Source organism: Bartonella sp. AP30XZML (genome assembly GCF_042195945.1).
Lineage (GTDB): Bacteria > Pseudomonadota > Alphaproteobacteria > Rhizobiales > Rhizobiaceae > Bartonella.
The window spans coordinates 99,677-125,010 of the sequence record NZ_JBHIPJ010000019.1; the positions used below are offsets into that span (position 1 = coordinate 99,677).

General features: G+C 37.2%; 23 protein-coding genes. 5 read left to right on the top strand and 18 right to left on the bottom strand.

The features are described from left to right. Window positions 1-32 precede the first annotated feature (32 nt). Window positions 33-923: a UTP--glucose-1-phosphate uridylyltransferase gene (locus ACFIL2_RS00945; RefSeq protein WP_375680678.1), complete on the bottom strand. Its 891-nt coding sequence runs from the start codon at window positions 921-923 to the stop codon at window positions 33-35. A gap of 266 nt (window positions 924-1,189) precedes the next feature. On the opposite strand from ACFIL2_RS00945, the gene ACFIL2_RS00950 reads away from it, so the two are divergent. Further along, the gene (locus ACFIL2_RS00950; RefSeq protein ID WP_375680679.1) at window positions 1,190-2,446 is read left to right on the top strand and encodes a lytic murein transglycosylase; all 1,257 of its coding nucleotides are present in this window, start codon (window positions 1,190-1,192) and stop codon (window positions 2,444-2,446) included. Window positions 2,447-2,460: 14 nt separating this feature from the next. Beyond that, the gene (locus tag ACFIL2_RS00955; RefSeq protein ID WP_375680680.1) at window positions 2,461-3,537 is read left to right on the top strand and encodes an SGNH family hydrolase; all 1,077 of its coding nucleotides are present in this window, start codon (window positions 2,461-2,463) and stop codon (window positions 3,535-3,537) included. 162 nt (window positions 3,538-3,699) lie between these two features. Here the strand turns inward: ACFIL2_RS00955 and ACFIL2_RS00960 are convergent, their stop codons facing one another. Continuing rightward, window positions 3,700-5,724 (bottom strand): M3 family metallopeptidase, encoded by a 2,025-nt coding sequence (locus ACFIL2_RS00960; RefSeq protein WP_375680681.1) that lies wholly within the window; start codon window positions 5,722-5,724, stop codon window positions 3,700-3,702. Between the two features lie 548 nt (window positions 5,725-6,272). Between ACFIL2_RS00960 and mgtE the strand changes: the two genes are divergently transcribed. The 3 genes from mgtE to ppa all read left to right on the top strand — a co-directional run bounded on the left by mgtE (window position 6,273) and on the right by ppa (window position 11,341). Further along, window positions 6,273-7,649, top strand: coding sequence for a magnesium transporter (gene mgtE, locus ACFIL2_RS00965; RefSeq protein ID WP_375680682.1), 1,377 nt, complete (start codon window positions 6,273-6,275; stop codon window positions 7,647-7,649). 1,266 nt (window positions 7,650-8,915) lie between these two features. Then, a complete protein-coding gene (gene typA, locus ACFIL2_RS00970; RefSeq protein ID WP_375680683.1) occupies window positions 8,916-10,742 on the top strand; it encodes a translational GTPase TypA in 1,827 nt (608 codons plus the stop codon). A gap of 68 nt (window positions 10,743-10,810) precedes the next feature. Continuing rightward, complete coding sequence (ppa, locus tag ACFIL2_RS00975; RefSeq protein WP_375633911.1) at window positions 10,811-11,341, top strand: inorganic diphosphatase; 531 nt, start codon at window positions 10,811-10,813, stop codon at window positions 11,339-11,341. A gap of 53 nt (window positions 11,342-11,394) precedes the next feature. On the opposite strand, the gene ACFIL2_RS00980 is transcribed toward ppa, so the two are convergent. The 16 genes from ACFIL2_RS00980 to ACFIL2_RS01055 form a co-directional block, all read right to left on the bottom strand. After that, entirely contained in the window at window positions 11,395-11,709 is a 315-nt protein-coding gene (locus ACFIL2_RS00980; protein WP_375618079.1) for a DUF167 domain-containing protein, read from the bottom strand. A 22-nt stretch (window positions 11,710-11,731) separates the two neighbouring features. Next, window positions 11,732-12,025: a YggT family protein gene (locus ACFIL2_RS00985; protein ID WP_375633909.1), complete on the bottom strand. Its 294-nt coding sequence runs from the start codon at window positions 12,023-12,025 to the stop codon at window positions 11,732-11,734. 327 nt (window positions 12,026-12,352) lie between these two features. After that, entirely contained in the window at window positions 12,353-12,913 is a 561-nt protein-coding gene (locus ACFIL2_RS00990) for an invasion associated locus B family protein (RefSeq protein WP_375633907.1), read from the bottom strand. Window positions 12,914-13,012: 99 nt separating this feature from the next. Further along, window positions 13,013-13,540 (bottom strand): RNA pyrophosphohydrolase, encoded by a 528-nt coding sequence (locus ACFIL2_RS00995; RefSeq protein ID WP_375633905.1) that lies wholly within the window; start codon window positions 13,538-13,540, stop codon window positions 13,013-13,015. A 39-nt stretch (window positions 13,541-13,579) separates the two neighbouring features. After that, window positions 13,580-14,890 carry a S41 family peptidase gene (locus ACFIL2_RS01000; RefSeq protein WP_273790634.1) on the bottom strand — a complete coding sequence of 437 codons (1,311 nt, stop codon included), beginning with the start codon at window positions 14,888-14,890 and terminating at the stop codon, window positions 13,580-13,582. Beyond that, complete coding sequence (locus ACFIL2_RS01005; protein ID WP_375634022.1) at window positions 14,880-16,121, bottom strand: murein hydrolase activator EnvC family protein; 1,242 nt, start codon at window positions 16,119-16,121, stop codon at window positions 14,880-14,882. The genes ACFIL2_RS01000 and ACFIL2_RS01005 overlap by 11 nt, the downstream gene beginning before the upstream one ends. Window positions 16,122-16,254: 133 nt before the next feature. Further along, a complete protein-coding gene (rlmH, locus tag ACFIL2_RS01010; protein ID WP_375618083.1) occupies window positions 16,255-16,737 on the bottom strand; it encodes a 23S rRNA (pseudouridine(1915)-N(3))-methyltransferase RlmH in 483 nt (160 codons plus the stop codon). Window position 16,738: 1 nt separating this feature from the next. Further along, a complete protein-coding gene (gene rsfS / locus ACFIL2_RS01015; RefSeq protein ID WP_375634602.1) occupies window positions 16,739-17,125 on the bottom strand; it encodes a ribosome silencing factor in 387 nt (128 codons plus the stop codon). Between the two features lie 111 nt (window positions 17,126-17,236). Next, window positions 17,237-17,830 carry a nicotinate-nucleotide adenylyltransferase gene (locus ACFIL2_RS01020; protein WP_375634603.1) on the bottom strand — a complete coding sequence of 198 codons (594 nt, stop codon included), beginning with the start codon at window positions 17,828-17,830 and terminating at the stop codon, window positions 17,237-17,239. A gap of 29 nt (window positions 17,831-17,859) precedes the next feature. Then, the gene (locus tag ACFIL2_RS01025; protein WP_375680684.1) at window positions 17,860-19,116 is read right to left on the bottom strand and encodes a glutamate-5-semialdehyde dehydrogenase; all 1,257 of its coding nucleotides are present in this window, start codon (window positions 19,114-19,116) and stop codon (window positions 17,860-17,862) included. Between the two features lie 45 nt (window positions 19,117-19,161). Then, window positions 19,162-20,301, bottom strand: a complete 1,140-nt coding sequence (gene proB, locus ACFIL2_RS01030) for a glutamate 5-kinase (protein ID WP_375680687.1) — start codon at window positions 20,299-20,301, stop codon at window positions 19,162-19,164. A 1-nt stretch (window position 20,302) separates the two neighbouring features. Next, window positions 20,303-21,328 carry a GTPase ObgE gene (gene obgE, locus ACFIL2_RS01035; protein ID WP_375671908.1) on the bottom strand — a complete coding sequence of 342 codons (1,026 nt, stop codon included), beginning with the start codon at window positions 21,326-21,328 and terminating at the stop codon, window positions 20,303-20,305. 150 nt (window positions 21,329-21,478) lie between these two features. After that, window positions 21,479-22,225: an RlmE family RNA methyltransferase gene (locus tag ACFIL2_RS01040; protein ID WP_375634604.1), complete on the bottom strand. Its 747-nt coding sequence runs from the start codon at window positions 22,223-22,225 to the stop codon at window positions 21,479-21,481. 29 nt (window positions 22,226-22,254) lie between these two features. Continuing rightward, entirely contained in the window at window positions 22,255-23,565 is a 1,311-nt protein-coding gene (locus tag ACFIL2_RS01045) for a Ppx/GppA phosphatase family protein (protein WP_375680685.1), read from the bottom strand. A 909-nt stretch (window positions 23,566-24,474) separates the two neighbouring features. Continuing rightward, window positions 24,475-25,077: an invasion associated locus B family protein gene (locus ACFIL2_RS01050; protein WP_375633892.1), complete on the bottom strand. Its 603-nt coding sequence runs from the start codon at window positions 25,075-25,077 to the stop codon at window positions 24,475-24,477. After that, window positions 25,074-25,334 (bottom strand): YadA-like family protein (locus ACFIL2_RS01055; RefSeq protein ID WP_375680686.1); only part of this gene is annotated, 261 nt, incomplete at its 5' end. The genes ACFIL2_RS01055 and ACFIL2_RS01050, both read right to left, overlap by 4 nt.

Consider the following 25,334-nt stretch of genomic DNA (forward strand, 5'->3'; position numbering starts at 1 on the left):
TTCGATCAATAAAATTAAGTGAGAGATCTATATCACTTTTCAACATTAATGGTTTCTAGTAAATTTTTCAATGAAGTAGAAACGTGGCTGTGCATATCAGCGCGTGCCAAAGAAAATGCAACGTTGGCTTCAATAAAACCAGCTTTAGAACCGCAATCAAAAGTGCGCCCTTTTACTTGCAAACCCCAAAAATCTTGCTCATTTGAAAGCCGTATCATAGCATCTGTTAATTGAATTTCATTTCCTGTTCCCCGTTCTTGAGTGGAAAGAATATTAAAAATTTCTGGCTGCAAAATATAACGTCCATTGATGTACAAATTTGATGGTGCCGTTCCTTGTACTGGTTTCTCTACCATTTTTGTGATTTCAAAACCATTTGCAATCTGTTTGCCTTTCCCAACAATACCATATTTATGTGTTTCTCTAGGATCGCATTCCTGAACTGCTATAATATTTCCCCCACCCACCTTTTCATAAAGGCTCATCATTTCAGAAAGACAGCCCTTTTTCGTCTGTATCAACATATCGGGTAATAATAAAGCAAAAGGTTCCCCTGCAACTAATTCACGCGCACACCAAAGAGCATGCCCTAATCCCAAAGGTTGCTGTTGCCGAGTGAAAGAAGTTGACCCTGGTAATGGCTGTAAACGGTATAAGTGTGCAAGATCTTCTTTCTTTCCACATTCAGCAAGTGTCGTGTATAATTCAACTTGCGCATCAAAATAATCCTCAATGACTGCTTTGTTACGTCCAGTCACAAAAATAAAATGCTCAATACCAGCTTCCCTCGCCTCATCCACAACATATTGAATAACAGGTTTATCAACAACTGTTAACATTTCTTTAGGAATCGTTTTTGTCGCAGGAAGGAAACGCGTACCAAGACCTGCTACTGGGAATACTGCTTTCCGGATTTTACGCACACTCACCCTCCTCAATGAATTCATATAACTTTTTTGTTTTATTTATCATATGTTTTTACGAAATGGTAAAAAAGATATCTTATTGTTTTGATTATCATTATAATGGGCAATCAAAAATGTAAAAAGAGTCTGAGAATTTATTGAAAGGATTAAAACGAATTATTTATTTCAGTTTTTTCCTCTTCTTGATCATATTATCGATTAAACTAGATACAAAATAAAGTTATTGCACATCTAATAAATTGAATATTAATGGGGATTTCAAAATGCAAAAAACAGAATTGAAGACTTTCTCTTTTTTAGAGAAGTCAATAGCTTGGAGAACTCTTTTCACTGTCTCTGCCGTTATTTTTTCTGCTTTTTTTATGTTTTTTATATCCCTTTCATATGCTGATAGCGGATTTAAACACTGGATTAAAGAATTTAAAAAAGTAGCTATTGCTCACAATATTACCCCTTCTACGTTTCATATGACGTTTCAAGGTGTTAATGCCATTGATCCTGAAGTTCTAAAAAGCGCCGCATACCAACCGGAATTTGTTGCTCCTTCCTGGAACTATTTCGATAATCGTGTCCATGATATTGCAATTGAGGAAGGACGGCGCCAAACTCAAAAATGGAACAAATGGCTTCTTCAAATTGAAAAACGTTTTGGTGTTGACCGCAATATTCTGCTTGCTATTTGGTCAATGGAAAGCAACTATGGGAAGGTTTTAGCCAATAAAAGTGTAATGCGTGATACCATTCGCTCTCTTGCAACTTTAGCCTATGCTGATAAAAAACGTGCAAAATATGCATATACACAGCTGATTGCTGCTATGAAAATTCTACAAAGTGGCGAAATTAAACGCTCTCAACTCACAGGATCTTGGGCCGGTGCATTGGGGCATACACAATTTATTCCAAGCAGTTATCTCACCTATGCAGTTGATATGGACCAAGATGGACGGCGTGATATCTGGAACTCTGTTCCAGATGCTCTGGCTACTGCAGCTAACCTTCTCCACAAAAATGGCTGGCAACCTAATCTTATTTGGGGAGTAGAGGTAAAAGTGCCGCAGGGGAAAAACCTTCCTGAAGGCTGGTATTCCTTTGAACAATGGAAAAAATTAGGTGTAAAACACGCAAATGGGCATCCTCTTCCTACATTAGCTGAACAAGCAATATTAAAATATCCAGATGGAGCAAAAGGACCTATATTTTTAGTCACAAAAAATTTCTTTGTTCTGAAACATTATAATAATGCAGATCGTTATGCGTTTGCTGTTGTCCTTCTTGCTGATCGCATTGCTGGACATCCTGGATTGGTGAACGATTGGCAAAGACCTTTTCAACCTCTCACTTTCCAAGAATGTAAAGAACTACAATCTCGCTTAAGTGCACTGGGCTATTATAAAGGGAATGTCGATGGAAAAATTGGAACAGCTTCTCGCAAAGCAATTAAAGCTTTTCAACTGCGTCACGGTCTAAAAGCAAATGGATATCCATCATCTCAAGTGCTTTTGCTCCTTCGCAAACAATAATGGAGACTAAGGTTTTGTCTTCTTTTCGCCTGATATACTTGACATTATTGCTTTTTTCACTTTCTATTGTGGGGATCTTACAGCCATCCCCAAGTAAAGCAACGAACTTCTTCAAATGGTTATCACAACAAAACAAACAGACACAGCAGCCACCGCAAATTATAGAACAAAAAATAGACAAGCCGCAAAAAAAGATCGTAACACAAAAAAACATACAAAAGCTAAAAAATGAGAATGCAAAACGCATTCTTGTTGTAGGGGATTTTGCAGCCTCTGCTGTTGCCGATGCACTTAAAAAGTTTTTTATAAATAATAGCGATATCGTTATCATGAACAACACAATACCAGCTTCCGGCTTAGTTCGAACGGATTATTATTCTTGGCAAAGCAATATTTCTAAACTCATTGACCAAAATAGCCCCGATGTTATTATCATGATGATCGGTGCAAATGATAATCAACCCATCACAGATTCTCATAATATGATTAACACAGATCAGTCAGAATGGATGCGCATCTACAAACGAAGAATTATCGAAATTACTGAAAGTCTTCACGCCTCTGGAAAATCATGGATATGGATAGGTCAGCCTTCTTTTGGAAATGACCTTTTGACACAAAAAATGAAAATTTTTAATGCGCTCTATAAACAAGAAACAGAAACAGCAGGAGGGTATTTTCTCGATATCTGGAGCGGCTTTAGTGATGAAGAAGGAAATTTTTCTTTTTCAAGCTATGATATTAATGGAAAAACAACCAAATTACGCACCAATAATGGCATGCATTTCACCCCTGAAGGAAAAAAAAAACTTGCCTCTTATTTAGAAAAACCATTGAAAAATATTTTAAATTTTTACGCCTTTTCTCATGAAAATTCATACTCAACCGATAAAGCTATTCAAAAACTTATACAAGAATCAGAGAATCAAGAGCGGAGTAAAATTATGCGTCAGCCTCCAATGAACCTCGATGATATGGTACAAAAAAACACTCACCTTTTAGGCAAACGAAAGTCAAGTTTTATAAAAAAATCATGGTTTCCACCAAATGGGCATCAAAAAGATCGAGCTGATAATTTTTCTTTCCCATAATGTCTATTTAAAATACAAAATCTATTTTCCTCTATAAACAAAAAGCGAATAAGATAAAAAACTCTGTTTACAGAGCTATAATGAAGAGAAAATTTGCATAAATCACAACTGCACCTTTCGAATAATATGAAAACGGCATGGTGTTAACCATACCGTTATATCTTATAGTCCACGTTTGTTAATCATTGCCTCTGGGAAAGGCATTCGTCCCCGAAAAGCTTTATAAAGCTCCTCTGGATCACGACTTCCTCCAGCGGAGTAAATAAAACGTTTCAACTTAACAGCAAGCTCTGAATTAAAAACATCTCCCGTTTCTTCAAAAGCTTGAAAAGCATCAGTATCAAGGACTTCCGACCACATATAAGAATAGTAACCAGATGCATAACCATCCCCCGCAAACACGTGCATAAAATGTGGGGGACGATGACGCATAATAATTGTATCAGGCATTTGCAGCTTTTCTAATTCTTGGCGTTCAAACACTGTTGGATCCGTGACTGTTTCGCCTTGATGAAAAGCCATATCCACTAAAGCTGATGAGATAAATTCAACGGCAGAAAATCCTGCATTAAATGTCTGTGCTACTAAGACTTTATCTATCAACTCTTGTGGCATAGGATGGCCTGTTTTTGTATGTATAGCATAAGATTTTAATATCTCTGGTACTGTTAACCAATGTTCGTAAAGTTGAGAAGGTAGCTCAACAAAATCACGTGAAACAGATGTTCCCGACACAGATGGCCATGTGACATCAGAAAGCAAACCATGCAATGCATGTCCAAATTCGTGGAAAAGCGTACGTGCATCATCAAGTGATAAAAGAGCAACTTCCCCTTTAGGTGGTTTAGCAAAATTACAAACATTGTAGATAATAGGCTTTTGTCCGCCATCCAATTTATGTTGTGATTGCAAACTACTCATCCACGCACCGGAGCGTTTTGAAGAACGCGCAAAATAATCACCAATAAAATGCCCAAGTAGACTTCCATCAGACTTTTTTACTTCCCACAAACGTGCATCAGGATGCCAAAGTGTAACAGCGTTTTTTTCTTCAAATGTAATGCTAAAGAGTTTTTCGGCTACCCCAAAAGCCGCTTTAATCATAAGATCAAGCTGAAAATAATATTTAATCTCAGCGCTATCGAAAGAAAGTTTTTCAGTACGAAGCTTTTCAGCATAATAACGCCAATCCCAAGCAGCTAAAGATTCATTGCTGCCCTGATTGTTGGCAAAATTTTGTAAGTCAATTTGCTCAGTAGAAGCTTTCGCTCTTGCGCGCTTCCATACAGGCATAAGCAAATCCATAACGGAATCAACACTTTTAGCCATAGTATTATCGAGCTTCAAATCCGCGAAAGATTTATATCCCAATAATTTAGCCTGCTCATCTCGAAGCGCAACAATCTCTACAATAATTGTTTTATTATCATTCTTGTTATTATTTTCACCACGTTTAGCCCAAGCTTGGAATGCAACCTCACGCAAATCACGACGATCAGAGAATTTTAAAAAAGGTTCAACAATCGAACGTGCTAGTGTTAATGCATACGCTTCTTCATTGCCTCTTTCACACGCAATTTCCTTCATTGAAGCAATGAGATCTTGTGGTAAACCAGATAAGTCTGTTTGTTTTAAAAACAGAATCCATTCAGCTTCATCATTTAAGACATTTTGTCCAAAAGTAGCATTTAAAAAAGCAAGTCTTTCATTAATTTCCAAAAGCCGTTTCTTAGCTTTTTCATCGAGTTTTGCCCCATGACAAACAAACTTTTTCCACCATAATTCAAGAACACGTGTTGTTTCACTCTCAAATGTGCCCAGCTGCGACTGTTTATAAAGCACATCTATTTTCGCAAATATCCGCGCATCCATCATCATTTTTGAAGAATAACAAGAAAGTTTTACAACGAACTCTTGCTCTAGCTGTTGAATTAATACATTCGTATGAGCACTGGTGCGTAAGAAAAATATTGAACAGACACGATCAAGCGCTTTGCCGCAAAGCTCAAAAGGCTGCAAAAAATTCTCAAGCGTTGGTGGTTCTTGCACCATCGCAATTGCCTCTAGTTCTTCTTCTGCTTCTTGAAGTGCCTGTTCAAAAGCGGGTTTAAAATCTTCATCACTTATAGAAGAAAAATCAGGAAGACCTGAAAATCCCTTCCAGTCCAGCACTGCTGCTTTTGTCATAATACTTTATGTCTCCATTATAAATTTAAACTGTAACAATTATCTTTACGACACAAATTGATAACATACTAAAACTATTTCGTGAGTTTCAAAACTACCTTTCAAAACACTATTGAATAAAAAACCTTAAAATCGTAAAGCTCTTCCATTTCAAACCATATTATATTGAAGCAATAAAGATTATTCGCTCGCACATCACAATAGAATTGCATATTAACAAAAACACTTGGAGAAAAGCATAATCTCCACTCTTTATAAAATATTGCTGTAGATTCTTTTGAAAATCGCAAACTGCATTAAAGAAATGATGGTAAAATCAGAACTGATTTTTACATTTACGTTTTTATATTATCCTCAAATTAAGCTGTATTCTCGTTTTAGTGATTCAGAAACTTGTTTATAACTTATAATTTACCCTTGACTTTACTTCAAATATTAACAATTGGGAATATAGCTGGGGAGTTTTTTAAATCTTCCATAAACTTTTGTTTTTATCTCATCTATTATCTAGATTTACAACTCTCCAACTCTTCAGGAGGTACTTTATCATGACTGAAATCAAAACGGACTTCGACTTCAAAAATTTTTCTCCTGAAGCTCTCGCTGAAAACTTAAAGAACCAGCATTTTGCAGACTCTATTGATATCATCAATGACCTCGATATCATGGAACGTGTAACTATTCTTAGTCTTCTGCCTCTTGATTATGTTATCGAACTTTTTGATAAACCAGAGCTTGAGCAACCTTCTGCCATCCTAGAACTTCTCCCTATAAATCGTGCTGTTGAAATTCTTGATGGCATGTCTGCTGATGCTGCTGCAGACGTCTTTCAAGAAATGGATAAAGAAACCCGCACACGACTTTATGCCTTGCTTAACTCCTTAACGCGCGCTGAACTTAAAAAACTCACCAGTTATCCTGATCATACAGCAGGAGCACTGATGACAACAGAGTTTATAGCCGTTCCTTCAAACTGGACCATACAAAAAACTTTGGATCACATTCGTGAGGTCGAGCGAACACGTGAAACAGTTTATACCAGCTATGTAATTGATCCCAAAACAGGTACTCTTCTCAAAGCTGTTTCCCTGCGTAACCTTATTCTTGCCTCACCTGATGAACAAATTCTTAATGTCCCTACCCATGACTCGCCCATTACAATATCACCCTTCACACATCATGAAGATATCGCACGCCTTTTCCAGCGCCATGATCTTCTCTCTGTGCCTGTAGTTGATGAAAGTAACCATGTCATTGGTATTGTAACCGTTGATGACGTGCTTGATACTATGGTCGATGAGATGAATGAAGATGCCTATAAATTTGGGGGTATGGAAGCGCTTAATAAGCCCTATATGCAAATTAAGTTTCCTGAAATGATGAAAAAACGTGGCGGATGGCTCGCTTTACTCTTTATCGGTGAAATGCTGACAGCAAGCGCTATGCAACATTTCGAAACAGAACTCGAAAAAGCGATTATTCTTACACTGTTCATACCTCTCATTATGAGCTCAGGAGGAAATTCCGGCTCACAGGCTACATCCCTTATTATCCGTGCATTGGCTTTACGTGAACTCACGTTGAAAGACTGGTGGAAAGTGATCATTCGTGAAATTCCAACAGGACTATCCCTTGGTCTCTTACTAGGAATTATTGGTGTTACGCGCATTGCTCTTTGGCAAAAACTGGGTATCTACGACTATGGCCAACATTGGATTGCTATTTCGACAACAGTGGGTACAGCTTTAGTTGGAATCGTTACCTTTGGTTCTCTTTCTGGATCTATGTTGCCTTTTATTCTTAAAGGTTTAAAATTTGATCCAGCAAGTGCTTCTGCTCCTTTTGTGGCAACTTTAGTAGATGTCATGGGCATTATAATCTACTTTTCTGTAGCTTCTCTCATTTTGTCAGGAACTCTTCTTTAAACATGTAAAGTAAAAACTCTTACTTATGGAAAAATCTTGTCATGTAACCTAAGATTCTTTCCATAAGAGAATAAGCTTTATTATTTATTTTCTAGCGCACCGCTCTATAGATAATTTATTATTTTTTTGAATAACAGCTCCGAATAACGTAATTTTACCTCATCATAAAGCTTCTCATATTAAATCGATTAAAGTCATCTTCTTGCCAGTCACAAACGAGATCGGTGTATGGCTAAAAACTATTCAAGAAAAAATAAAATACTTCTTATATCCTCTCTCTCTCGTATCAAAAACTGGCGCAATATTGACAGCTGAGAAAGAATAATAATGATGATACTCAACAGGCTTTATATTTCTTCACAAAGGCGTTAATAGTATACTATTCGCGTATGTTATATCATTTATGAGCCCTATCATGGAATGGATGTAGTGTACGTTAAGCAATCTCTCTTAAGTACATGAATATGCAACAAAAAGTATATTCTGTTTAAAGTGTTCTGTTTGGCATAAAAAGCATACTCCTATTAGAGAGTGCAATTAACAAAAGTGTAAGGCAATGCACTATCTCCATGGTTTAAAAGATATTACTTTAGATGCTTTTGAAATCATAAATTGGATTAACAGCAAAGATGGGAATTTTCTTTGGATGCCTTCATATTCTTTCTAAATAAGACTGTATGACGGGTTCATAAATAAATCAAACAGATATAACTCTTGCCCTAATCTGGCATACAAAAGCTAGAACTTCTTATAAAATTCTTAATCGTCTCAATATCTACCTCAAATACACGATTGCATTAGATCTGATTTTGATTGACAAGTTATGGAATAAGACAAAGCTTTATTTAGAATAAAAATGTTGTAAAGTTGTCAATAAATTGGCTATGGATTGAGAGATATTCCGGATTTTTATCAATCTCTTTGCAAAACAACAACAACAATACCGCTAGCTTTATACTTACTTACTCTTACAAGAATTCATATAAATTTCTTGTGTCATATTGATAAAAATCAAATTGACTGTGATTTTTGGGATAATTCTTAACTCGAGAATAGAACATACGTACTATAAAAAACTTTTACGAAGCTTCAGAAATTGAAGCTCAATAGAGCCTTAAAGACTTGGATAAATAGTTTTGCCATAAAAATATTGCCTCCATCTTCCAAAATTATAAAAAAACATGTAAAAGGTTTTCTAATAGTCAGGCAAAGAATGTAAAGACTTTGCCTCAAATGAAATTTCATTAAACGAAAAGAAGAAAATTTATGCAATTGCGTAACATTGCCATCATTGCCCACGTTGACCATGGGAAAACAACGCTTGTAGACGGGCTTCTCAAGCAATCAGGAAACTTCCGTGATAATCAGCGTACAAGCGAACGTATGATGGATTCAAATGATATTGAGAAAGAACGCGGAATTACAATCCTAGCGAAAGTGACATCTGTTGTTTGGAAAGATACTCGAATTAATATTGTTGATACACCAGGACACGCCGACTTTGGTGGAGAAGTTGAACGCATCCTCAATATGGTTGATGGAGCCATTGTACTTGTTGATGCTGCTGAAGGACCAATGCCACAAACAAAATTTGTCGTTGGCAAAGCATTGAAAGTGGGATTGCGCCCTATTGTTGCTATTAATAAAATTGACCGACCGGATGCACGCGTTGATGAAGTCATTAATGAGGTTTTTGACCTTTTCGCTGCTCTTGATGCAACCGATGAACAGCTTGATTTTCCTATTCTTTATGGATCTGGACGCGATGGATGGATGGCTGAAGCCCCTGAAGGACCAAAAGATCAGGGATTAGGTCCTTTATTTGATCTTGTGACGCAGCATGTCCCTTCTCCTAGTGTAGCAGAAGGACCGTTTCGCATGATTGGAACTATTCTTGAAGCGGATCCGTTTTTGGGACGAATTATTACAGGACGGATTCATTCTGGCTCTTTGAAACCCAATCAAAATGTCAAGGTTCTTGGACAAGATGGAAAACTTTTAGAAACTGGGCGTATTTCAAAAATTTTAGCATTTCGTGGCTTAGAACGGCAACCTATTGAAGAAGGAAGTGCTGGTGATATTGTTGCGATTGCAGGTCTACAAAAAGGTACCGTTGCTGATACTTTCTGTGACCCTACTGTCAATGACCCCCTTACTGCCCAACCAATTGATCCTCCTACTGTTACTATGAGTTTTCTCGTCAACGATAGTCCCCTTGCTGGAACTGAAGGCGATAAAGTAACAAGTCGTGTCATTCGTGACCGATTGTTAAAAGAAGCAGAAGGCAATATCGCTCTTAAAATTGAAGAATCAGCCGATAAAGATTCTTTCTACGTTTCAGGACGAGGAGAATTACAGCTTGCAGTTCTCATTGAAAATATGCGCCGTGAAGGATTTGAGCTTAGTGTTTCACGTCCACGTGTTGTTATGCAAAAAGATGAAAATGGAATAACTCTTGAGCCAATCGAAGAAGTTGTTATCGATGTTGATGAAGAATATTCCGGTACTGTTGTACAAAAAATGTCTGAACGTAAAGGCGAAATGGTGGAATTACGTCCTTCTGGAGGTAATCGTGTCCGCCTTGTCTTTTATGCACCAACCCGAGGACTCATTGGTTATCAATCTGAACTTTTAACGGACACACGTGGTACAGCAATTATGAATCGCCTTTTCCATGCTTATGAACCTTATAAAGGAGACATTGCTGGTCGTGTTAATGGTGTTATGATTTCAAATGACAACGGTGAATCTGTCGCTTATGCTCTTTTTAATCTTGAAGATCGTGGACCTATGATCATCGATGCGGGTGTGAAAGTCTATCAAGGTATGATTATTGGCATCCACTCACGAGATAATGACTTAGAAGTTAATGTGTTAAAAGGGAAAAAACTCACCAATATGCGCGCTTCCGGAAAAGATGAAGCCGTAAAGCTAACGCCTCCCATTAAAATGACGTTAGAACGCGCCTTATCGTGGATACAAGATGATGAACTTGTGGAAGTAACCCCTAAAAATATTCGTCTCCGCAAACTCTATCTTGATCCTAATGAACGTAAACGTTTTGAAAAAGCACGTGCATCAATTTCAAGTTAATTTCATAATCTCTTTGGTAAAATATTTAATTGTATTGAGCCTCACTATATTCCAGAAAGGATGTCTCTATGAATATTAAGGAAATACCCGTAGGTAAAAATCCACCAGAAGATATTAACGTTATTGTGGAAGTCTCCCTTGGTGGTCAACCAATAAAATATGAGATGGATAAAAAGTCGGGTGCATTATTTGTTGACCGTTTTCTTCATACATCAATGGTTTATCCTGGAAATTACGGTTTTGTCCCTCATACGCTTTCAGATGATGGTGATCCTATTGATGTTCTTATCTGTAATACCCGTCCACTTATGCCTGGTTGTGTTATCAATGTTCGCCCCATCGGAGCTCTAATGATGGAAGATGATGGTGGTAAAGATGAAAAAATTATTGCCATTCCCACTACAAAATTAACAAAACGCTATATCAATATTCATGACTATACAGATCTGCCCGAGATTACACTCAAACAAATTGAACATTTCTTCAAGCATTACAAAGATCTGGAACCTGGAAAATGGGCTAAAATTGAAGGATGGCGTGATAAAAACTTTGCTCATGAATTAATTAAGCAAGCTGTTGAGCGCAATAAAAAAGTATAACGATTTTAATAAAATAAAGCCTATAAAAAAATAGGCTTTGTTATTTATTTTTTCTACGAGATGTAATCTCTAAAGGATTGCCATATCTGCTTTAGCTCTTCTAAATGTGTTGAAAAGTAAAGTTGTTTGTAGCGAGATATTGCGCCGCTTTTCAGAGAAATAGAAGAAGATGGGATTTTCCACTGCTTCGCAAGAAATTTAATGAGAGCTTTATTCGCTTTTCCATCTTCAGGAACAGCCCGAAGGCGTATAACCAGATATTGTTTTTCACCATCCCTACATTCAACCCCTATTATTTTGTCAACGGATGATTTAGGAATGAGATATACAAACAAAATCAAGTTATTTTCATCAACTTGATAAAACATGTATTCGCCTCAAGTAATATTTCTATAAATACATGTTTGCGTAAACGCGCCACATGAAAGTACGAATAAAATAAATAATAATAAAAACTATAATAGGTGAAATATCAATTGTTCCAAAATTTGGTAAAATTTGCCGGATACGGCTTAGAATGGGATTTGTAAGACGATATAGAAAGCTTCCTATCAAAACAACAAAGCGATTGCGCGAATTTATGATATTAAAGACATAAAGCCAAGAAAAAATGACACTAGCGATTAAAATATCAATATAAATCTCAAAAATCAAATCAATCGTTCGAAGCAATGCATAAATCATGCGTCATCCCTTTCAATCAAGGAAACAGAAGAGCGTATAGAAAACCTTCATTAAAGCAGGTCTGTGTATCAAAAAATGGTTTTATATTTCAATACTCTTTTTTCTTGAATAAAAACCAGACATCTAAATTCTTCATCTCTCTATTTAATGACGATGCAGTTAGAAAACAAATATCAAAATTAAAAATAGCACATAAAATAGAAGAAACAGCAAAAAATCTGAATATTCCTTAATAGGATTAATCTTAAATCTCATCGTTTTAATTATTAATTATAAAAAACAAACAAACTAAAAGCGGCCTTTTAAAGTCCGCTTTTAGTTTTAAAATTATTTCTGCAAAGCAGTCAAACGATTAAGAGCACTGCTAAAACCATCTAGCTGAACAAATAGATCATTCAAAGCTGGTTCACCTGCAGCAGCAATTGTCATCGCCAACTTTAACTTTTTTCCAGAACGTAAAGCTGCTACGTGATTTTTGTCAAAAACGACAGGAACTACACAACCTGCTGGTACACAAGTCCGGATACCGGTTTCGATAACAGCTTTTCCCTCATCAACTTGTAAACGAACAGGCTTAGAAACCAAAATGCCAAAAGGAACTGTTAAATTACCAGATACAACACCCTCAGCATCGAGAGTAAGTCCCATAGCCACAACAACACGCCCCTGCTCATTCACTTCTTGACGGTGCATAAAACAAATTCTTTTCCCTTCTTGTATACCACAGTTAATAGTCCACAAACCGTAGGTTTCAGTCAAAGAAGAAGCTCCATTTGGCAATGTCGCTGCCGCATCTTTTGATGCAGGAGGCTTTGAACTTGTTGCAAATGCAACAGATGAAATACTCAAGAGAGTAAAAACTATAAGTAAATTAAATAACTTTTTCATTTTATATTCCTGTTCTTTACATAAAAGATAAACATGTTTATTATTTATTATAATATAAAGCATCTTAATAAAAAAAGCTTTCTCATAATCATATAGCTTTTATAATGGTCTAAGGCTACCTCGAAATTCGCTGACAATTTTCGTATAAACGTGCTTTTTAAAAGAAACAGCAATCAACGGAAGGGTTTCTAGATCAATCCATTTCCATTGATCGAATTCTGCTTTATTGCCATCTGGTGGCGGATTAATCGCAATTTCAGAAAGCTTTCCTGTAAACTGGAAAGCAAACCATTTTTGTATTTGCCCACGATATTTATTTGTTAATGTGCACCCAATAAGTTCTTGTGGAAAATCATAATGGAACCAATTTTGTGCTTCTTTAATCAACTTTACAGATCGAATACCCGTTTCTTCATAAAGTTCACGATATGCCGCATCTAATGGTTTTTCATCTTCATCAATCCCTCCTTGAGGAAGCTGCCAACGATGAGATATGTCAATATCTGCATCTGCATGAATGGGCATCATTAAACGACGCCCAACCCACACTTTCCCCTCATGATTAAAGACAACAATCCCAACACATTTGCGATATGGAAGAATCTTCAAATTAATATCTGCATCCATTTAATATTCCTCAAAATCGCAAGCTATAGATATCAATTCTCACTTTAACACATCCTTATTGGGATCTGGTGGAAATGCTGCATTTGCCATTTCACCTCGTAACAGTTTATAGGCCTCATTCAATTGAATATCATCTTTAGGGTCTTTGGGAACAAAAGCAGCTGAACCAGATCCTTTATTACTTTCTCGTTTTCCTTTGATATGTCCTTTTAATGCAGACTCACCAACTTTTACATCATAACCTTTATATTTTTCAGGAAGTGGTTGCTCTACAATAATATCAGGCGTAATCCCTGTTCCTTGAATAGAAGTGCCTGATGGCGTGTAATAAAGTGCTGTTGTTAAGCGTAAAGCCCCATTTTCACCCAAAGGAATAATTGTTTGAACAGATCCTTTACCAAAAGACTGCGTCCCTAAAATTGTTGCACGACGATGATCTTGCAATGCACCCGCAACAATTTCAGAAGCACTTGCTGAACCACCATTAATAAGAACAATGAGCGGTTTTCCATTGATGACATCACCTGGCTTCGCATCAAATCTTGTCACATCACTCTTTTTGCGCCCACGAGTCGACACAATTTCACCTTTATTGAGAAAAGCACTCGAAACATTAACAGCTTGATCTAAAAGCCCACCCGGATTAAGCCGCAAATCAAGGACGTAACCTTTTAGCTTATCTTCAGGAATTTTAGATTGGATATCTTTAATTGCCGCTAGAAGATTATTTAATGTCTGTTCAGAAAACTGGATAACTCTTAAATATCCAATATCACCCTCAACCCGATATTTCACCGCTTTTACTTTGATAATATCACGAACAATCTTCACTTCAAATGGCTTATCAACGCCAGAACGAATAATTGTTAAGGTAATTGGTGTTCCAGGAGCACCTCGCATCTTATTAACAGCTTCATTCAATGTTTGACCATTCGTTTGTACATCATCAATTTTTGAAATAAGGTCTCCTGCTAGAATACCTGCTTTTGAAGCGGGAGTATCATCCATTGGTGAAACAACTTTAATTAAGTTTTTTTCCATAGTGACCTCAATACCAAGACCTCCGAACTCTCCTTTCGTAGAATCCCGCATATCCTTGGCTTCTTCAGCATTCAAATAAGATGAATGAGGGTCCAGTGATGTGAGCATGCCATTGATAGCATTTTCAATAAGCTTTTTATCATCTGGAACTGTAACGTATTGCATACGCACACGCTCAAAAACATCGCCAAATATAGCTAGCTTTTTATATGCATTATCTTCATTATTCGCAGCAACAGACTGCACCATAATCATTGAACAGGCGCCGAGCAATACCCCAGCGACCAAAAGAATAACTTTACGAATCATTTTGGCTCCTTCTTATTTTTTCAGTCTGCCACCAAGGAGTTGGATTTACAGGTTTTCCCTGCTTTCTAAACTCAATGTAAAGCATTGGAGAAGTTTTTCCTATATCCAATGCAACACTGTTTGAAATAAATTGCATCTCCATTATACCCAGAGGCTCACCTGAAAGAACAAACTGCCCCTGTTTTACATTAATTCTCGACATTCCAGTAAAAATGATATGATAACCATTTCCAACATTGAGAATGATTAAATGTCCGTAAGAACGAAATGGCCCAGCAAAAGCAACAAAAGCATCCACAGGTGAAATAACAACAGCTCCTGACTCTGTTTCTATCGTTTCACCAAAGCGCGTAATCTGCGAACTTTTGTTAGAGTGATGTATTCTTTTTCCTGAAACAGGAAAAAGTAAAGAACCTTTTCGGCTTTCAAAATTGGACTGTTCTAACAATTGTAAACTTTTCCGTACCTGTACTGATGCATCAGAGCTAAGTTTTGACTGACGATCGAGCTCTAAAATCAATTCTTCCAAAGACTGCGCTTTTTTAGCAAGAGCAATATTTTTTTGTTGCTGTTCTGTAAGTTCTTTTTCTGATTTTTTTTGTAGTTTGTTTTTTTGGTCTAATAAAAGCTCTAGACGTTTTCGCTGCTCTGCTTGATTTTGCAGTTTTGTCTTTAATGCCGTATATTCCGTAGTAATGGAATTACTCAAATTGGTCAACTCCTTGAGTTCCCCTTTTAAATCTCGTGTTTTCTCTTGCATCTGAGGAATAACAGTACCTAATAAAACAGAACTACGTATAGAAGCCAACGCGTCTTCTGGCTGTATCATAAGAGCAGGAGGCGGATTCAATCCCATACGTTCCAAAATTGCAAGAACTTCCGCAAATTCAGCACGACGATTTTTTAAACTTTGATAGACTTGTACCCGCTTTTCTATCATTTTTTTAAGCTTTTCTTCCCTTTTAGCAATATCATCTGCTACTATACGTTCTTCTTTAGCCGCCTTTATGAGTGCATCACTCAAAACACGTTGATCTTTTTTTAAATGCTCAACTTGATGCATAAGAAAAGTAACACGCTCACGCGAAAGTGAAATATTTTGGCGAATTTCTCCCAATTCTTTATGTACTTCCGTACTCCTCATTTCTTCCGCATGCGATACAGAAAAGCAAAAAAACATACTCAAGAGCAGAATGACAAATATGACGCACTCCTCATATAAATATAGCATCTTTCTATGAAGAAGCTTTTTCATTTGCAAAAACCATGACACCTCATCGTATACATTAGAGATGCTTTAAATGGTGTCAGCTAAAACAATATTAATAAACATATAAATAAGTGCTAAAAATTGAACAAAAATATTAAAAACGATGATACGGATGATTATTTTCAATTGTTACAGCGCGGTAAAGTTGTTCTGTAAGAAGAATACGTGCAATTTGATGTGGCCACGTCATCAAACCAAAAGATAAAAGAAAATCAGCACGCTTCCTTATTTGTTCATTATGCCCATCAGGTCCTCCCAAAGCGATGACGACATCTCGAATGCCCTCATCACGATAACACCTCAATTTTTCAGAAAAAGAAGTTGAAGAAATCGATTCTCCACGCTCATCTAACACAATTAATCGACATTTTTCAGGTAAAAATTCAATAAGTTTTCTCCCCTCTTCCTCCATACGTTGACAAACTGTTTGAGCACGACTTTCTGGTATCTCTTGTAACTTTTTTAAATGCAAGCCTACATCTCCAGAAATTTTAGAAAAACGATCCAAATAATGCTGAACTAATTTTTGCTCCGCCCCACTTTTCATACGACCAACCGCAAAAACAGAAATTTGCATTTTAATGATCTCCGAAGAGAAGCAAAGCCGTATCGTTTAAATCCGGCGTCATCCATATTTTTTCTAAATTATAAAAAAGACGAATTTCTGGACGAAAAAGATGAATGATAATATCACCTGTATCAATCAATACCCAGTCACCTCCAGCAAGCCCTTCTACACGCGCAAGCCCCTGCCCACTATCTTTCCAAGTATGTAATAAATGATCAGCAACAGACGATACATGACGCTGCGAATTTGCTGAAGCTATGACTATATAATCAGCCAAAGATGACTTCCCTCGAATATCAATAGCAACAATATCTTCTGCTTTTGTATCTTCTAAACTCTTGAGAATAACTTCAAGACTCTCACTCACAGAAAAAACTTTTTTTTCTTTTGAAGGCATAATATTGTAAGAGTGTTTGTGTGCAACGTTTTTCAGATCAATATCCTTTCTTATCGTTGTGGAATCTAAAAAAGAGACTTCTCTAAAGAGAAGCAGAATCTTATGAAATGTTCAAGAAAAATCATTCTTCTTCAAACGAAGGTTTGTTGAAGACTGAAAAGATAAAGGTCCATGCAAATAAGTCCAAACTGGTGGCTTGATAAAAGGTAATCGCTTACTTTCTCTCTCATCCAAACGAAAACGGCGATAAATATGTGCCATAGGAGAAGAAAGTGCTGACCGATTTCCTAAAGGACGATCAATAATCGCAATAGGAAGCATAGAGACGATATCATGCCATCGATACCAATGATGTATCGTCGCAAAACTATCTGCCCCCATAATCCATACAAAATTTACGCCACTGTAATGGGTAAGAATATGAAAAATCGTATCTACTGATACTTTGCTCCCTATAGCCTGTTCAAAACCTGTTAAGCGAATTTTTGGATGGTCAATAAGTTTAAAACTTAATTGCATTCTCTCCTCTAAAGAGAGCAACTGTGTACAATCCTTTAAAGGATTTCCTGGAGTGATCATCCACCATAACTGATCAAGATGCAAACGCCGAATGGCAATTTTTGCAACAAGAAGATGCCCCGCATGCGGTGGATTAAAGGAACCACCAAAAAGACCCACAACATTAGATCTTTCAACATGTGGCATACAATTTTTCCATGGAAAAAATAATGTTCTCAAGCTCTAACCTGACCATTTCCTTTAACGTGATATTGAAATGATGTTAGCTGTTCAACACCTATGGGACCACGTGCATGCATTTTTCCTGTTGCGATACCAATTTCCATTCCAAAACCAAATTCACCTCCATCAGCAAATTGTGTAGATGCATTGTGCAGCAAAATAGCTGAATCTAAATGATTAAAAAAATTCTTCACCACTTCCAAATCCTCAGCAATAATCGATTCCGTATGTCCTGATGAATAACGCTTGATATGAGCAATGGCTCCCTCAACACCCTCAACTGTTTTAACAGAAAGAATAGCATCAAGATATTCATGCGACCAATCTTCTTCAGAAGCTAATTTGACATCTGGTATAAGAAAAACAATATCTTCTGTGGCGCGAATTTCACATCCCTTCTCCTGTAAAGCAGTTAAAACAGGAAGAAACTTTTTTAATGCTTGGCTGTCAATGAGAACTGTCTCAACAGCACCGCATATCCCTGTTCGCCGCAGCTTTGCATTTAAAACAATATTGCGTGCCATATCTAAATCTGCCGATTTATCAATATAAATATGACAAAGTCCCTCCAAATGAGCAAAAATTGGAACACGTGCATCAGACTGAACGCGGGCAACAAGGCTCTTTCCACCACGTGGTACGATCACATCAATCGCTCCATCCAATCCTTTGAGCATTTCCCCAACGGCAGCACGATCTGTCGTTCCAACCATTTGGATAGCATCTTTGGATAAACCAGAGCGCTCTAAACCTTGTACCAAAGCTAAATGAAGAGCATGAGAAGAATGAAAACTATCCGAACCACCGCGCAAAATCGCAGCATTACCTGCTTTTAAGCACAAAGAACTCGCATCAACTGTAACATTGGGACGACTTTCATAAATAATGCCAATCACACCAAGAGGTGTTCGTACACGACTTATATGAAGCCCATTTGGACGTTTCCACGCACTCATAACCTGTCCAACAGGATCAGATAAACGAGCAACTTGACGAACACTGTCTATCATTGCACGTAAACGCAAGTCATCTAATTTTAGCCGATCAATCATTGCAGCTTTCAAATTATTCTGAGCAGCATTCTCTAAATCTTGACAATTCGCCCGTAAAATTTTATCTGACTGAGCCTCTAGACTTAAAGCGATCATTTCTAATGCATTATTCTTTTGCTCAGAAGAAGCAACGGCCAACGCTGCAGCGGCATAGCGTGCTTTTTGTCCCATATCTTTCATTTGTTCTTCTAAAGTCATCGTATTATCCACTCTGCGAAAACAATAAAAACAAAAGTAACTTTTTTAAACAGAATTGATCAAGCAACGTACAATCATATCATTACGATGCACCATAGCAGAGCGCGCCTCATACCCAAGAATAGCTTCAATTTCTTCACTTTTATGTCCTATAATGCGTACAGCCTCATCTTTGTCATAGCTTACAAGTCCACGCGCAATCTCAACCCCATCTGTACCAACAATTGCAACCGTATCCCCACGCTGGAAATTTCCCTCAACGCCAATAACCCCTGCTGCTAATAACGATTTTCCTGTTTCAAGAGCCCTAATGGCTCCTTGATCAATCGTCAAAACACCAGATGGATCTAAATGACCAGAAATCCATGTTTTCCAAGCATTGACAGATTTCTTACTTGCCGCAAAAAAACTCTTGCGTTCACCTTTGTCAATTGCAGCAAGGGGATTCATACGCTTGCCTGAGGTGATAATCATTGCCGTTCCAGCAGCATTAGCTATTTTTCCGGCTTCAAGCTTAGTCTTCATTCCTCCCCGTGAAAACTCTGAAGCAGCAACATCTGCCATTTCTTCGATATCATGCGTAATGGATGCAACAAAAGGTATAAATTCAGCCGTAGGATCACTATGGGGAGACTTTGTATAAAGACCATCAATATCAGATAAAAGTATTAAAAGATCTGCCCCCATCATTGTTGCCACACGTGCAGCTAAACGATCATTATCACCATAACGAATTTCATTTGTCGCAACAGTATCATTCTCATTAATAACAGGTACTGCTCTAAAACGTAAAAGTACATTAATCGTTGCACGTGCATTGAGATAACGCCTTCGCTCTTCCGTATCAAATAAAGTGAGCAAAATTTGGCCTGTTTTGAGCCCATGTTGAGCAAGCGCATCACCATAGGTTTTAGCTAACTCAATTTGCCCCAAAGCAGCACATGCCTGGCTTTCTTCCAATTTCAAAGCCCCCTTAGGAAGCTGTAGCAATGTCCTTCCTAAAGCAATAGCACCTGAAGACACCAACAATATCTCTACACCTTTTTTGTGCAATTCAACAACATCACTAATCAAGCTTTTAAGCCATTCAACCCGTAAACCTGCCTGAGGATCAACCAAAAGGGCAGATCCAATCTTGACCACAATACGTTTATAGTGTGTAAGTTTTTGCGATCCAACAGCCATCTCAATCAACCTTGCTATCCCCACTAATCTCCTCTTTGCGTGACATTTCAATAATATGTGCACCAGCACGCAGCACATTTTCTAAACCTTCGCGGCTAACGGCAGAAAACATCATAACAGGTTGGTCCGCAGCTCTTTGCAAAGCTTCCTGTTTCGTTTTACGCTCTTCAATCGTTAGCGTATCTATCTGGCTTAAAGCAATAATTTCAGTTTTATCACTTAGATTATTTCCATATGCCTCAAGTTCATGACGCACAATTTGATATGCTTTTGCAACATCTTCTTCTTGAGCAGAAATCAAATGAAGGAGGACACGACAACGTTCCACATGTCCTAAAAAACGGTCTCCAATTCCCACCCCTTCATGGGCTCCTTCGATTAACCCCGGAATATCAGCCAAAACAAATTCACGACCATCAATTCGTACAACACCAAGATGAGGATGTAGAGTAGTAAAAGGATAATCTGCAACTTTTGGCTTTGCCGCCGTTACAGAAGCTAAAAAAGTTGATTTTCCGGCATTTGGTAAACCAACAAGCCCCGCATCAGCAATTAACTTCAAACGAAGCCATATTGCACGCTCTTCTCCAGCCAAACCTGGATTTGCACGACGCGGTGCCCGATTTGTCGATGTTGTAAAGTGAAGATTGCCAAAACCGCCATTCCCTCCTTTTGCAAGGCGATAGCGCTGTCCCACTTCCGTTAAATCACATATTAACGTTGTATTATCTTCTTCAAAAATTTGCGTCCCAACCGGAACTTTAAGGATGACATCATCACCCTTCTCACCCGTCATATTACGCCCCTTGCCATGTCCCCCTGTTTTTGCTTTAAAATGCTGTTGGTAGCGATAATCAATCAGCGTGTTAAGCCCATCAACAACAAGAGCCCAGACATCACCACCCCGTCCTCCATTCCCTCCATCAGTCCCCCCAAATTCTATGAATTTTTCACGGCGAAATGATACTGCTCCAGAACCTCCATTACCAGAACGAATATAAACTTTAGCTTGATCAAGAAATTTCATTGGAAACACTCACTGAGGAATCAATCTCTCTACCTCTATAGGCAATACATTAATTTTACCAGTTTTTCATCATTGATAACAGAAAAACTGTCGCTATCGCTGATAACTCTTTGAGAAAAAAATCATCACATTTAAATAGGTTAAGTAAAGTTAAGTCTTCTTAAAAGAAGGTGCTATTCTTGTATTTTTTCCCTTAAATTCAAGCGCTAGAAGATAAAGCTCTACTGATTCTGATCGGCTTGCGGGTGGTTTAACATGGTAGACTTTTTTAAAATGCTGTTTTAATCTTGCAAGAAGAGTGTTTTCTGCTCCCCCTTGAAAAGCCTTTACTAAAAAATATCCCCCAGGCTTGAGAACCGAAAGAGCAAAATCAGCCGCAACTTCACATAAATAAATCGTTCTTAAATGATCCGTCTGACGATGACCTGTTGTTGGCGCTGCCATATCAGAAAGAACCACATCCGGTTTTGTCCCTAAAGTTTCAATTAATTTCTGCTGTGCATCTGTATGCAAAAAATCCATTTCCAACATGGCAACTCTAGGTAATGGATCAACATGTAAATAATCAATACCAACAACGCTAGGATCTTCATCACTTGACCCTACTATACGCTCAGCCACCTGACACCACCCCCCAGGTGCTGCTCCTAGATCAATAACCTTTTGACCTTTTTTCAAAAACCTATAGCGCTCATTAATTTCAATGAGTTTATAAGCCGCACGCGAACGATAACCATCTACTTTTGATTGATGGACATAAGGATCATTCAGATGCCTCTCTAACCATCGTCGTGATGAAGCTTTAATGGTTCCTGCTTTCTTTTTTACGCGCTGATATAATTCATGTGACCCTGAGCCTCCATAGCCACCTCTCGGTGTTTTTGTTATTTTTTTCATCGTTATTCATTGTCTCCATATTTAATTCTCTAACGCTTGAAATCTCTGCTCTTTCTATGACGACACCATACTCCATCGCGTAACATCAGCTCTATCAAAATTCCTTCCCTTAATCCACGATCAGCAACTCTTAAACGCTGACTTGGCCAAACTTCCCGAATAACATCTAAAATTGCACAACCAGCTAAAACTAAATCTGCTCTCTCGCGTCCAATAAAAGGACTTATGACACGTTTTTCTATATCCCATGATAATAGGCGTTGTGTCATAAGTGTAATGTCTGCATCATTCATCCAAATGCCATCCACTTTTTTCCTATCATAACGCTCTAAATTAAGATACATTCCTGCTAAAGTTGTAACCGTACCGGAGGTTCCCAAAAGATGAAACTTCGAACCTTGTGCTAACTCTCCTAATTTATGACGATCTGAAAAATTATTTAATAACCCTCGCACATAACTTTTCATTTTTTCAAAATCGTCTAAGCTAATATCATTCCCTCCAAAACGTTCAGCAAGCGTAACAACACCAACAGGAAGAGAAGTCCAAGCGATAATTTGTCGAGCTAAACGAAAAGAACGCTTTTGAGAAACATCAAGTAGCACAATTTCTGATGATCCTCCTCCAATATCAAAAAGCACAATTGCGTCAGTATTTGGTTCAACAAGTGTACTACACCCTGTAACAGCAAAACGCGCTTCTGTTTGCTGATCAACAATTTCCAATTCAAGACCTGTCTCCTCCAAAACACGCTGAATAAAATGTCTACCATTTTCTGCAGAACGACAAGCTTCCGTTGCAATCAAGCGATAACGCTTAATATGCCTTTGTTTTAGCTTTAAATGACAAATCTTTAATGCTTCAATCGCACGATCCATAGCTTGTGTATTAAGAAAACCGTTATTTATTAAACCTTCTCCCAATCGTACAATACGAGAAAAAGCATCAACAACACGAAAATATCCAGGTTTACTGGGAGATGCGATAAGAAGACGACAATTATTTGTTCCGAGATCAAGTGCCGCATAAAGAGGTGGAGATTTTACTGGATGGAACCGTCGAAGAAAAGGTGCTTTGAGTTTTTTTGTTTTTTGAGCACCTATCATTATCTGACTATGAAACTCAAAAGCTGCCTCAGATTGAACAAAAATCTGTTTCTGTTCATAATGTTTTTTTCTCTGTTGTCTCTTTATATCAATAAGGATAGAGTATGCCTCTGTTCGTGACAATGCAGAATGATTATTTGTATTACTACCGCACTGATCATACAACTGATCTGCTTTGGTATCGTATATTTCTCCTCGTTTCAATTCTTTTGAACCATAATTTAACGGGGTCATTTCCCTTATCCCTTGAGCGTTTCCCCCAATAAATAAACGCGAAAACTCTTCTGCTCATTTCTAAATAAAGCAATAATGCAGCATCAAATGATAAATACAAGAAATCACTCTTTCTTTTCCTATCATTAAAATTTTCTACACTAGCATCATTCAGATTTTTATATAATCTTTCGGTTGTTTCCGTAAAATCATGTTTCTCTTTATGAACTTAAAACTATAAATTAATCGTTTACGTTCACATCAATTTTTATAAATTATGCTCTTTTCTTTATACCATTTACACGGAGCACACCTCTATTGTAACAAACCTACACTATCATACTATTTACTGACTCTTAAGGTTACAACAACCTATACATTAGTACGGTTTATAAGAAAAATTTTTTTAATCTCGTTATCCACACACGAGCCTCGTTTGTTATATGCAATGAAATGGCTTTGATTATGCTGAAATAAAAGTTCTGTAGTACCACAAACTGCAATTACAATAGCTGTTATTTTGTGAATACCAATAAAAACTATCGTTCAAAAAAATCTCTAGAATTATAAATTTATCTGAAAAATATTAATGCATAATCAGACCGCTTTAAAAATCCATTTGAAGCTTAAAAAAAGAATTTAGTCTACTCATTATTGTAAGGAATAAATCGAGTATTTCTAATCTTTTTTACTTTTAATAAATAACGAAATAACTCTTTAAGCTTTATGGAAAATACTAACTTGATTTTCTATTACATATAAAGAACCTATTGTATCTTTACATTCATAAAACTCTCACTCTTTCCAATAAGTCACCTCGATATCATATTATATAAAAATTATTACTTATTTGACCTTATAATTTACACTCAAAAATATAATACAACGATTTATGAAAAAATGAATCTTATTAAAAAGACTCGATGGATTCTAAGGACGTAAAGAATTAAGTGCCGCATTTAACCCTTTAAATGGTACAGTAAAAGAAAATACCTTTCCTTCTTTAATTTTATAGGAAATACGTACCTTATTGTTCTGCTCTATTTGTCTAGTCAAAACCGGACCTACAGGTGATTGTGCCAAACAAACCGTTTCATTACATTGCGTATAATGAATAAGAACAGGTTTTTTGACATCTTTTACAAACATTTGAATCGGAACATTTATATCAGAATTTGGCAATGTTCGAAAAAGCATCACTGCTTGACCACTTGTCGTAGAAACAAGAGACCAACTAAAAATGGTATTTCCTTCTTGATCATGAACCGTCTGTGTCACATTACATATACCTTGCTTATGTTTCAGCTTTTGTTTTTCGTCACAAATCAAAGTCCAATCATAAAACTGCATAATAATTCGACGTGTTTCGCCAGGTTCTCCCTTAGGTATCGATAAGCGCGGTGGATGCACTGTATAAATATTATTGTTCTCGTTGGCAAAGCTTTCGCTCTTGCCTATTAAGGCAAGAGCAAACAGAACCTTTACTAACATACTTCTCGTTTTTACAATAACAGCTATTTTTTCTATTATCATCTCAACCTCAGAGTAATTCCAGCGCCTATTCCCCAATGACCTCCAGCACTTGTCACAGATACATTCGAGCGAATATTTCCATCTTCAGATGTATAACCAGCACCAATAGCAAATGCAGATTGACTGCGCCATAAACCACTCCCAAATGAAACACTTAAAGATCCTGGTATATCATAGTAACGTAAGTTGGACACCGCTAGACCAATAGCAGCAGCTTGTCTTGCTTCCTTGCGAACATCCTCAATAGCATAATTCAA

Excerpts from the sequence above, each read along its gene's own strand:
- ACFIL2_RS00995 (WP_375633905.1), bottom strand. The coding sequence starts at position 13,540 with ATGGATGCAGATATTAATTTGAAGATTCTTCCATATCGCAAATGTGTT.
- ACFIL2_RS00980 (WP_375618079.1), bottom strand. The coding sequence starts at position 11,709 with ATGTTTTATCAAGTTGATGAAAATAACTTGATTTTGTTTGTATATCTC.
- ppa (WP_375633911.1), top strand. The coding sequence starts at position 10,811 with ATGAATATTAAGGAAATACCCGTAGGTAAAAATCCACCAGAAGATATT.
- obgE (WP_375671908.1), bottom strand. The coding sequence starts at position 21,328 with ATGAAATTTCTTGATCAAGCTAAAGTTTATATTCGTTCTGGTAATGGA.
- ACFIL2_RS01000 (WP_273790634.1), bottom strand. The coding sequence starts at position 14,890 with ATGATTCGTAAAGTTATTCTTTTGGTCGCTGGGGTATTGCTCGGCGCC.
- ACFIL2_RS01040 (WP_375634604.1), bottom strand. The coding sequence starts at position 22,225 with ATGAAAAAAATAACAAAAACACCGAGAGGTGGCTATGGAGGCTCAGGG.
- ACFIL2_RS01025 (WP_375680684.1), bottom strand. The coding sequence starts at position 19,116 with ATGACTTTAGAAGAACAAATGAAAGATATGGGACAAAAAGCACGCTAT.
- ACFIL2_RS00960 (WP_375680681.1), bottom strand. The coding sequence starts at position 5,724 with ATGACAAAAGCAGCAGTGCTGGACTGGAAGGGATTTTCAGGTCTTCCT.
- mgtE (WP_375680682.1), top strand. The coding sequence starts at position 6,273 with ATGACTGAAATCAAAACGGACTTCGACTTCAAAAATTTTTCTCCTGAA.
- ACFIL2_RS01020 (WP_375634603.1), bottom strand. The coding sequence starts at position 17,830 with ATGCCACATGTTGAAAGATCTAATGTTGTGGGTCTTTTTGGTGGTTCC.
- ACFIL2_RS00990 (WP_375633907.1), bottom strand. The coding sequence starts at position 12,913 with ATGAAAAAGTTATTTAATTTACTTATAGTTTTTACTCTCTTGAGTATT.
- ACFIL2_RS01045 (WP_375680685.1), bottom strand. The coding sequence starts at position 23,565 with ATGACCCCGTTAAATTATGGTTCAAAAGAATTGAAACGAGGAGAAATA.
- ACFIL2_RS01005 (WP_375634022.1), bottom strand. The coding sequence starts at position 16,121 with ATGCTATATTTATATGAGGAGTGCGTCATATTTGTCATTCTGCTCTTG.
- proB (WP_375680687.1), bottom strand. The coding sequence starts at position 20,301 with ATGGCTGTTGGATCGCAAAAACTTACACACTATAAACGTATTGTGGTC.
- ACFIL2_RS01050 (WP_375633892.1), bottom strand. The coding sequence starts at position 25,077 with ATGATAATAGAAAAAATAGCTGTTATTGTAAAAACGAGAAGTATGTTA.
- ACFIL2_RS00985 (WP_375633909.1), bottom strand. The coding sequence starts at position 12,025 with ATGATTTATGCATTGCTTCGAACGATTGATTTGATTTTTGAGATTTAT.
- rsfS (WP_375634602.1), bottom strand. The coding sequence starts at position 17,125 with ATGCCTTCAAAAGAAAAAAAAGTTTTTTCTGTGAGTGAGAGTCTTGAA.
- ACFIL2_RS00950 (WP_375680679.1), top strand. The coding sequence starts at position 1,190 with ATGCAAAAAACAGAATTGAAGACTTTCTCTTTTTTAGAGAAGTCAATA.
- typA (WP_375680683.1), top strand. The coding sequence starts at position 8,916 with ATGCAATTGCGTAACATTGCCATCATTGCCCACGTTGACCATGGGAAA.
- rlmH (WP_375618083.1), bottom strand. The coding sequence starts at position 16,737 with ATGCAAATTTCTGTTTTTGCGGTTGGTCGTATGAAAAGTGGGGCGGAG.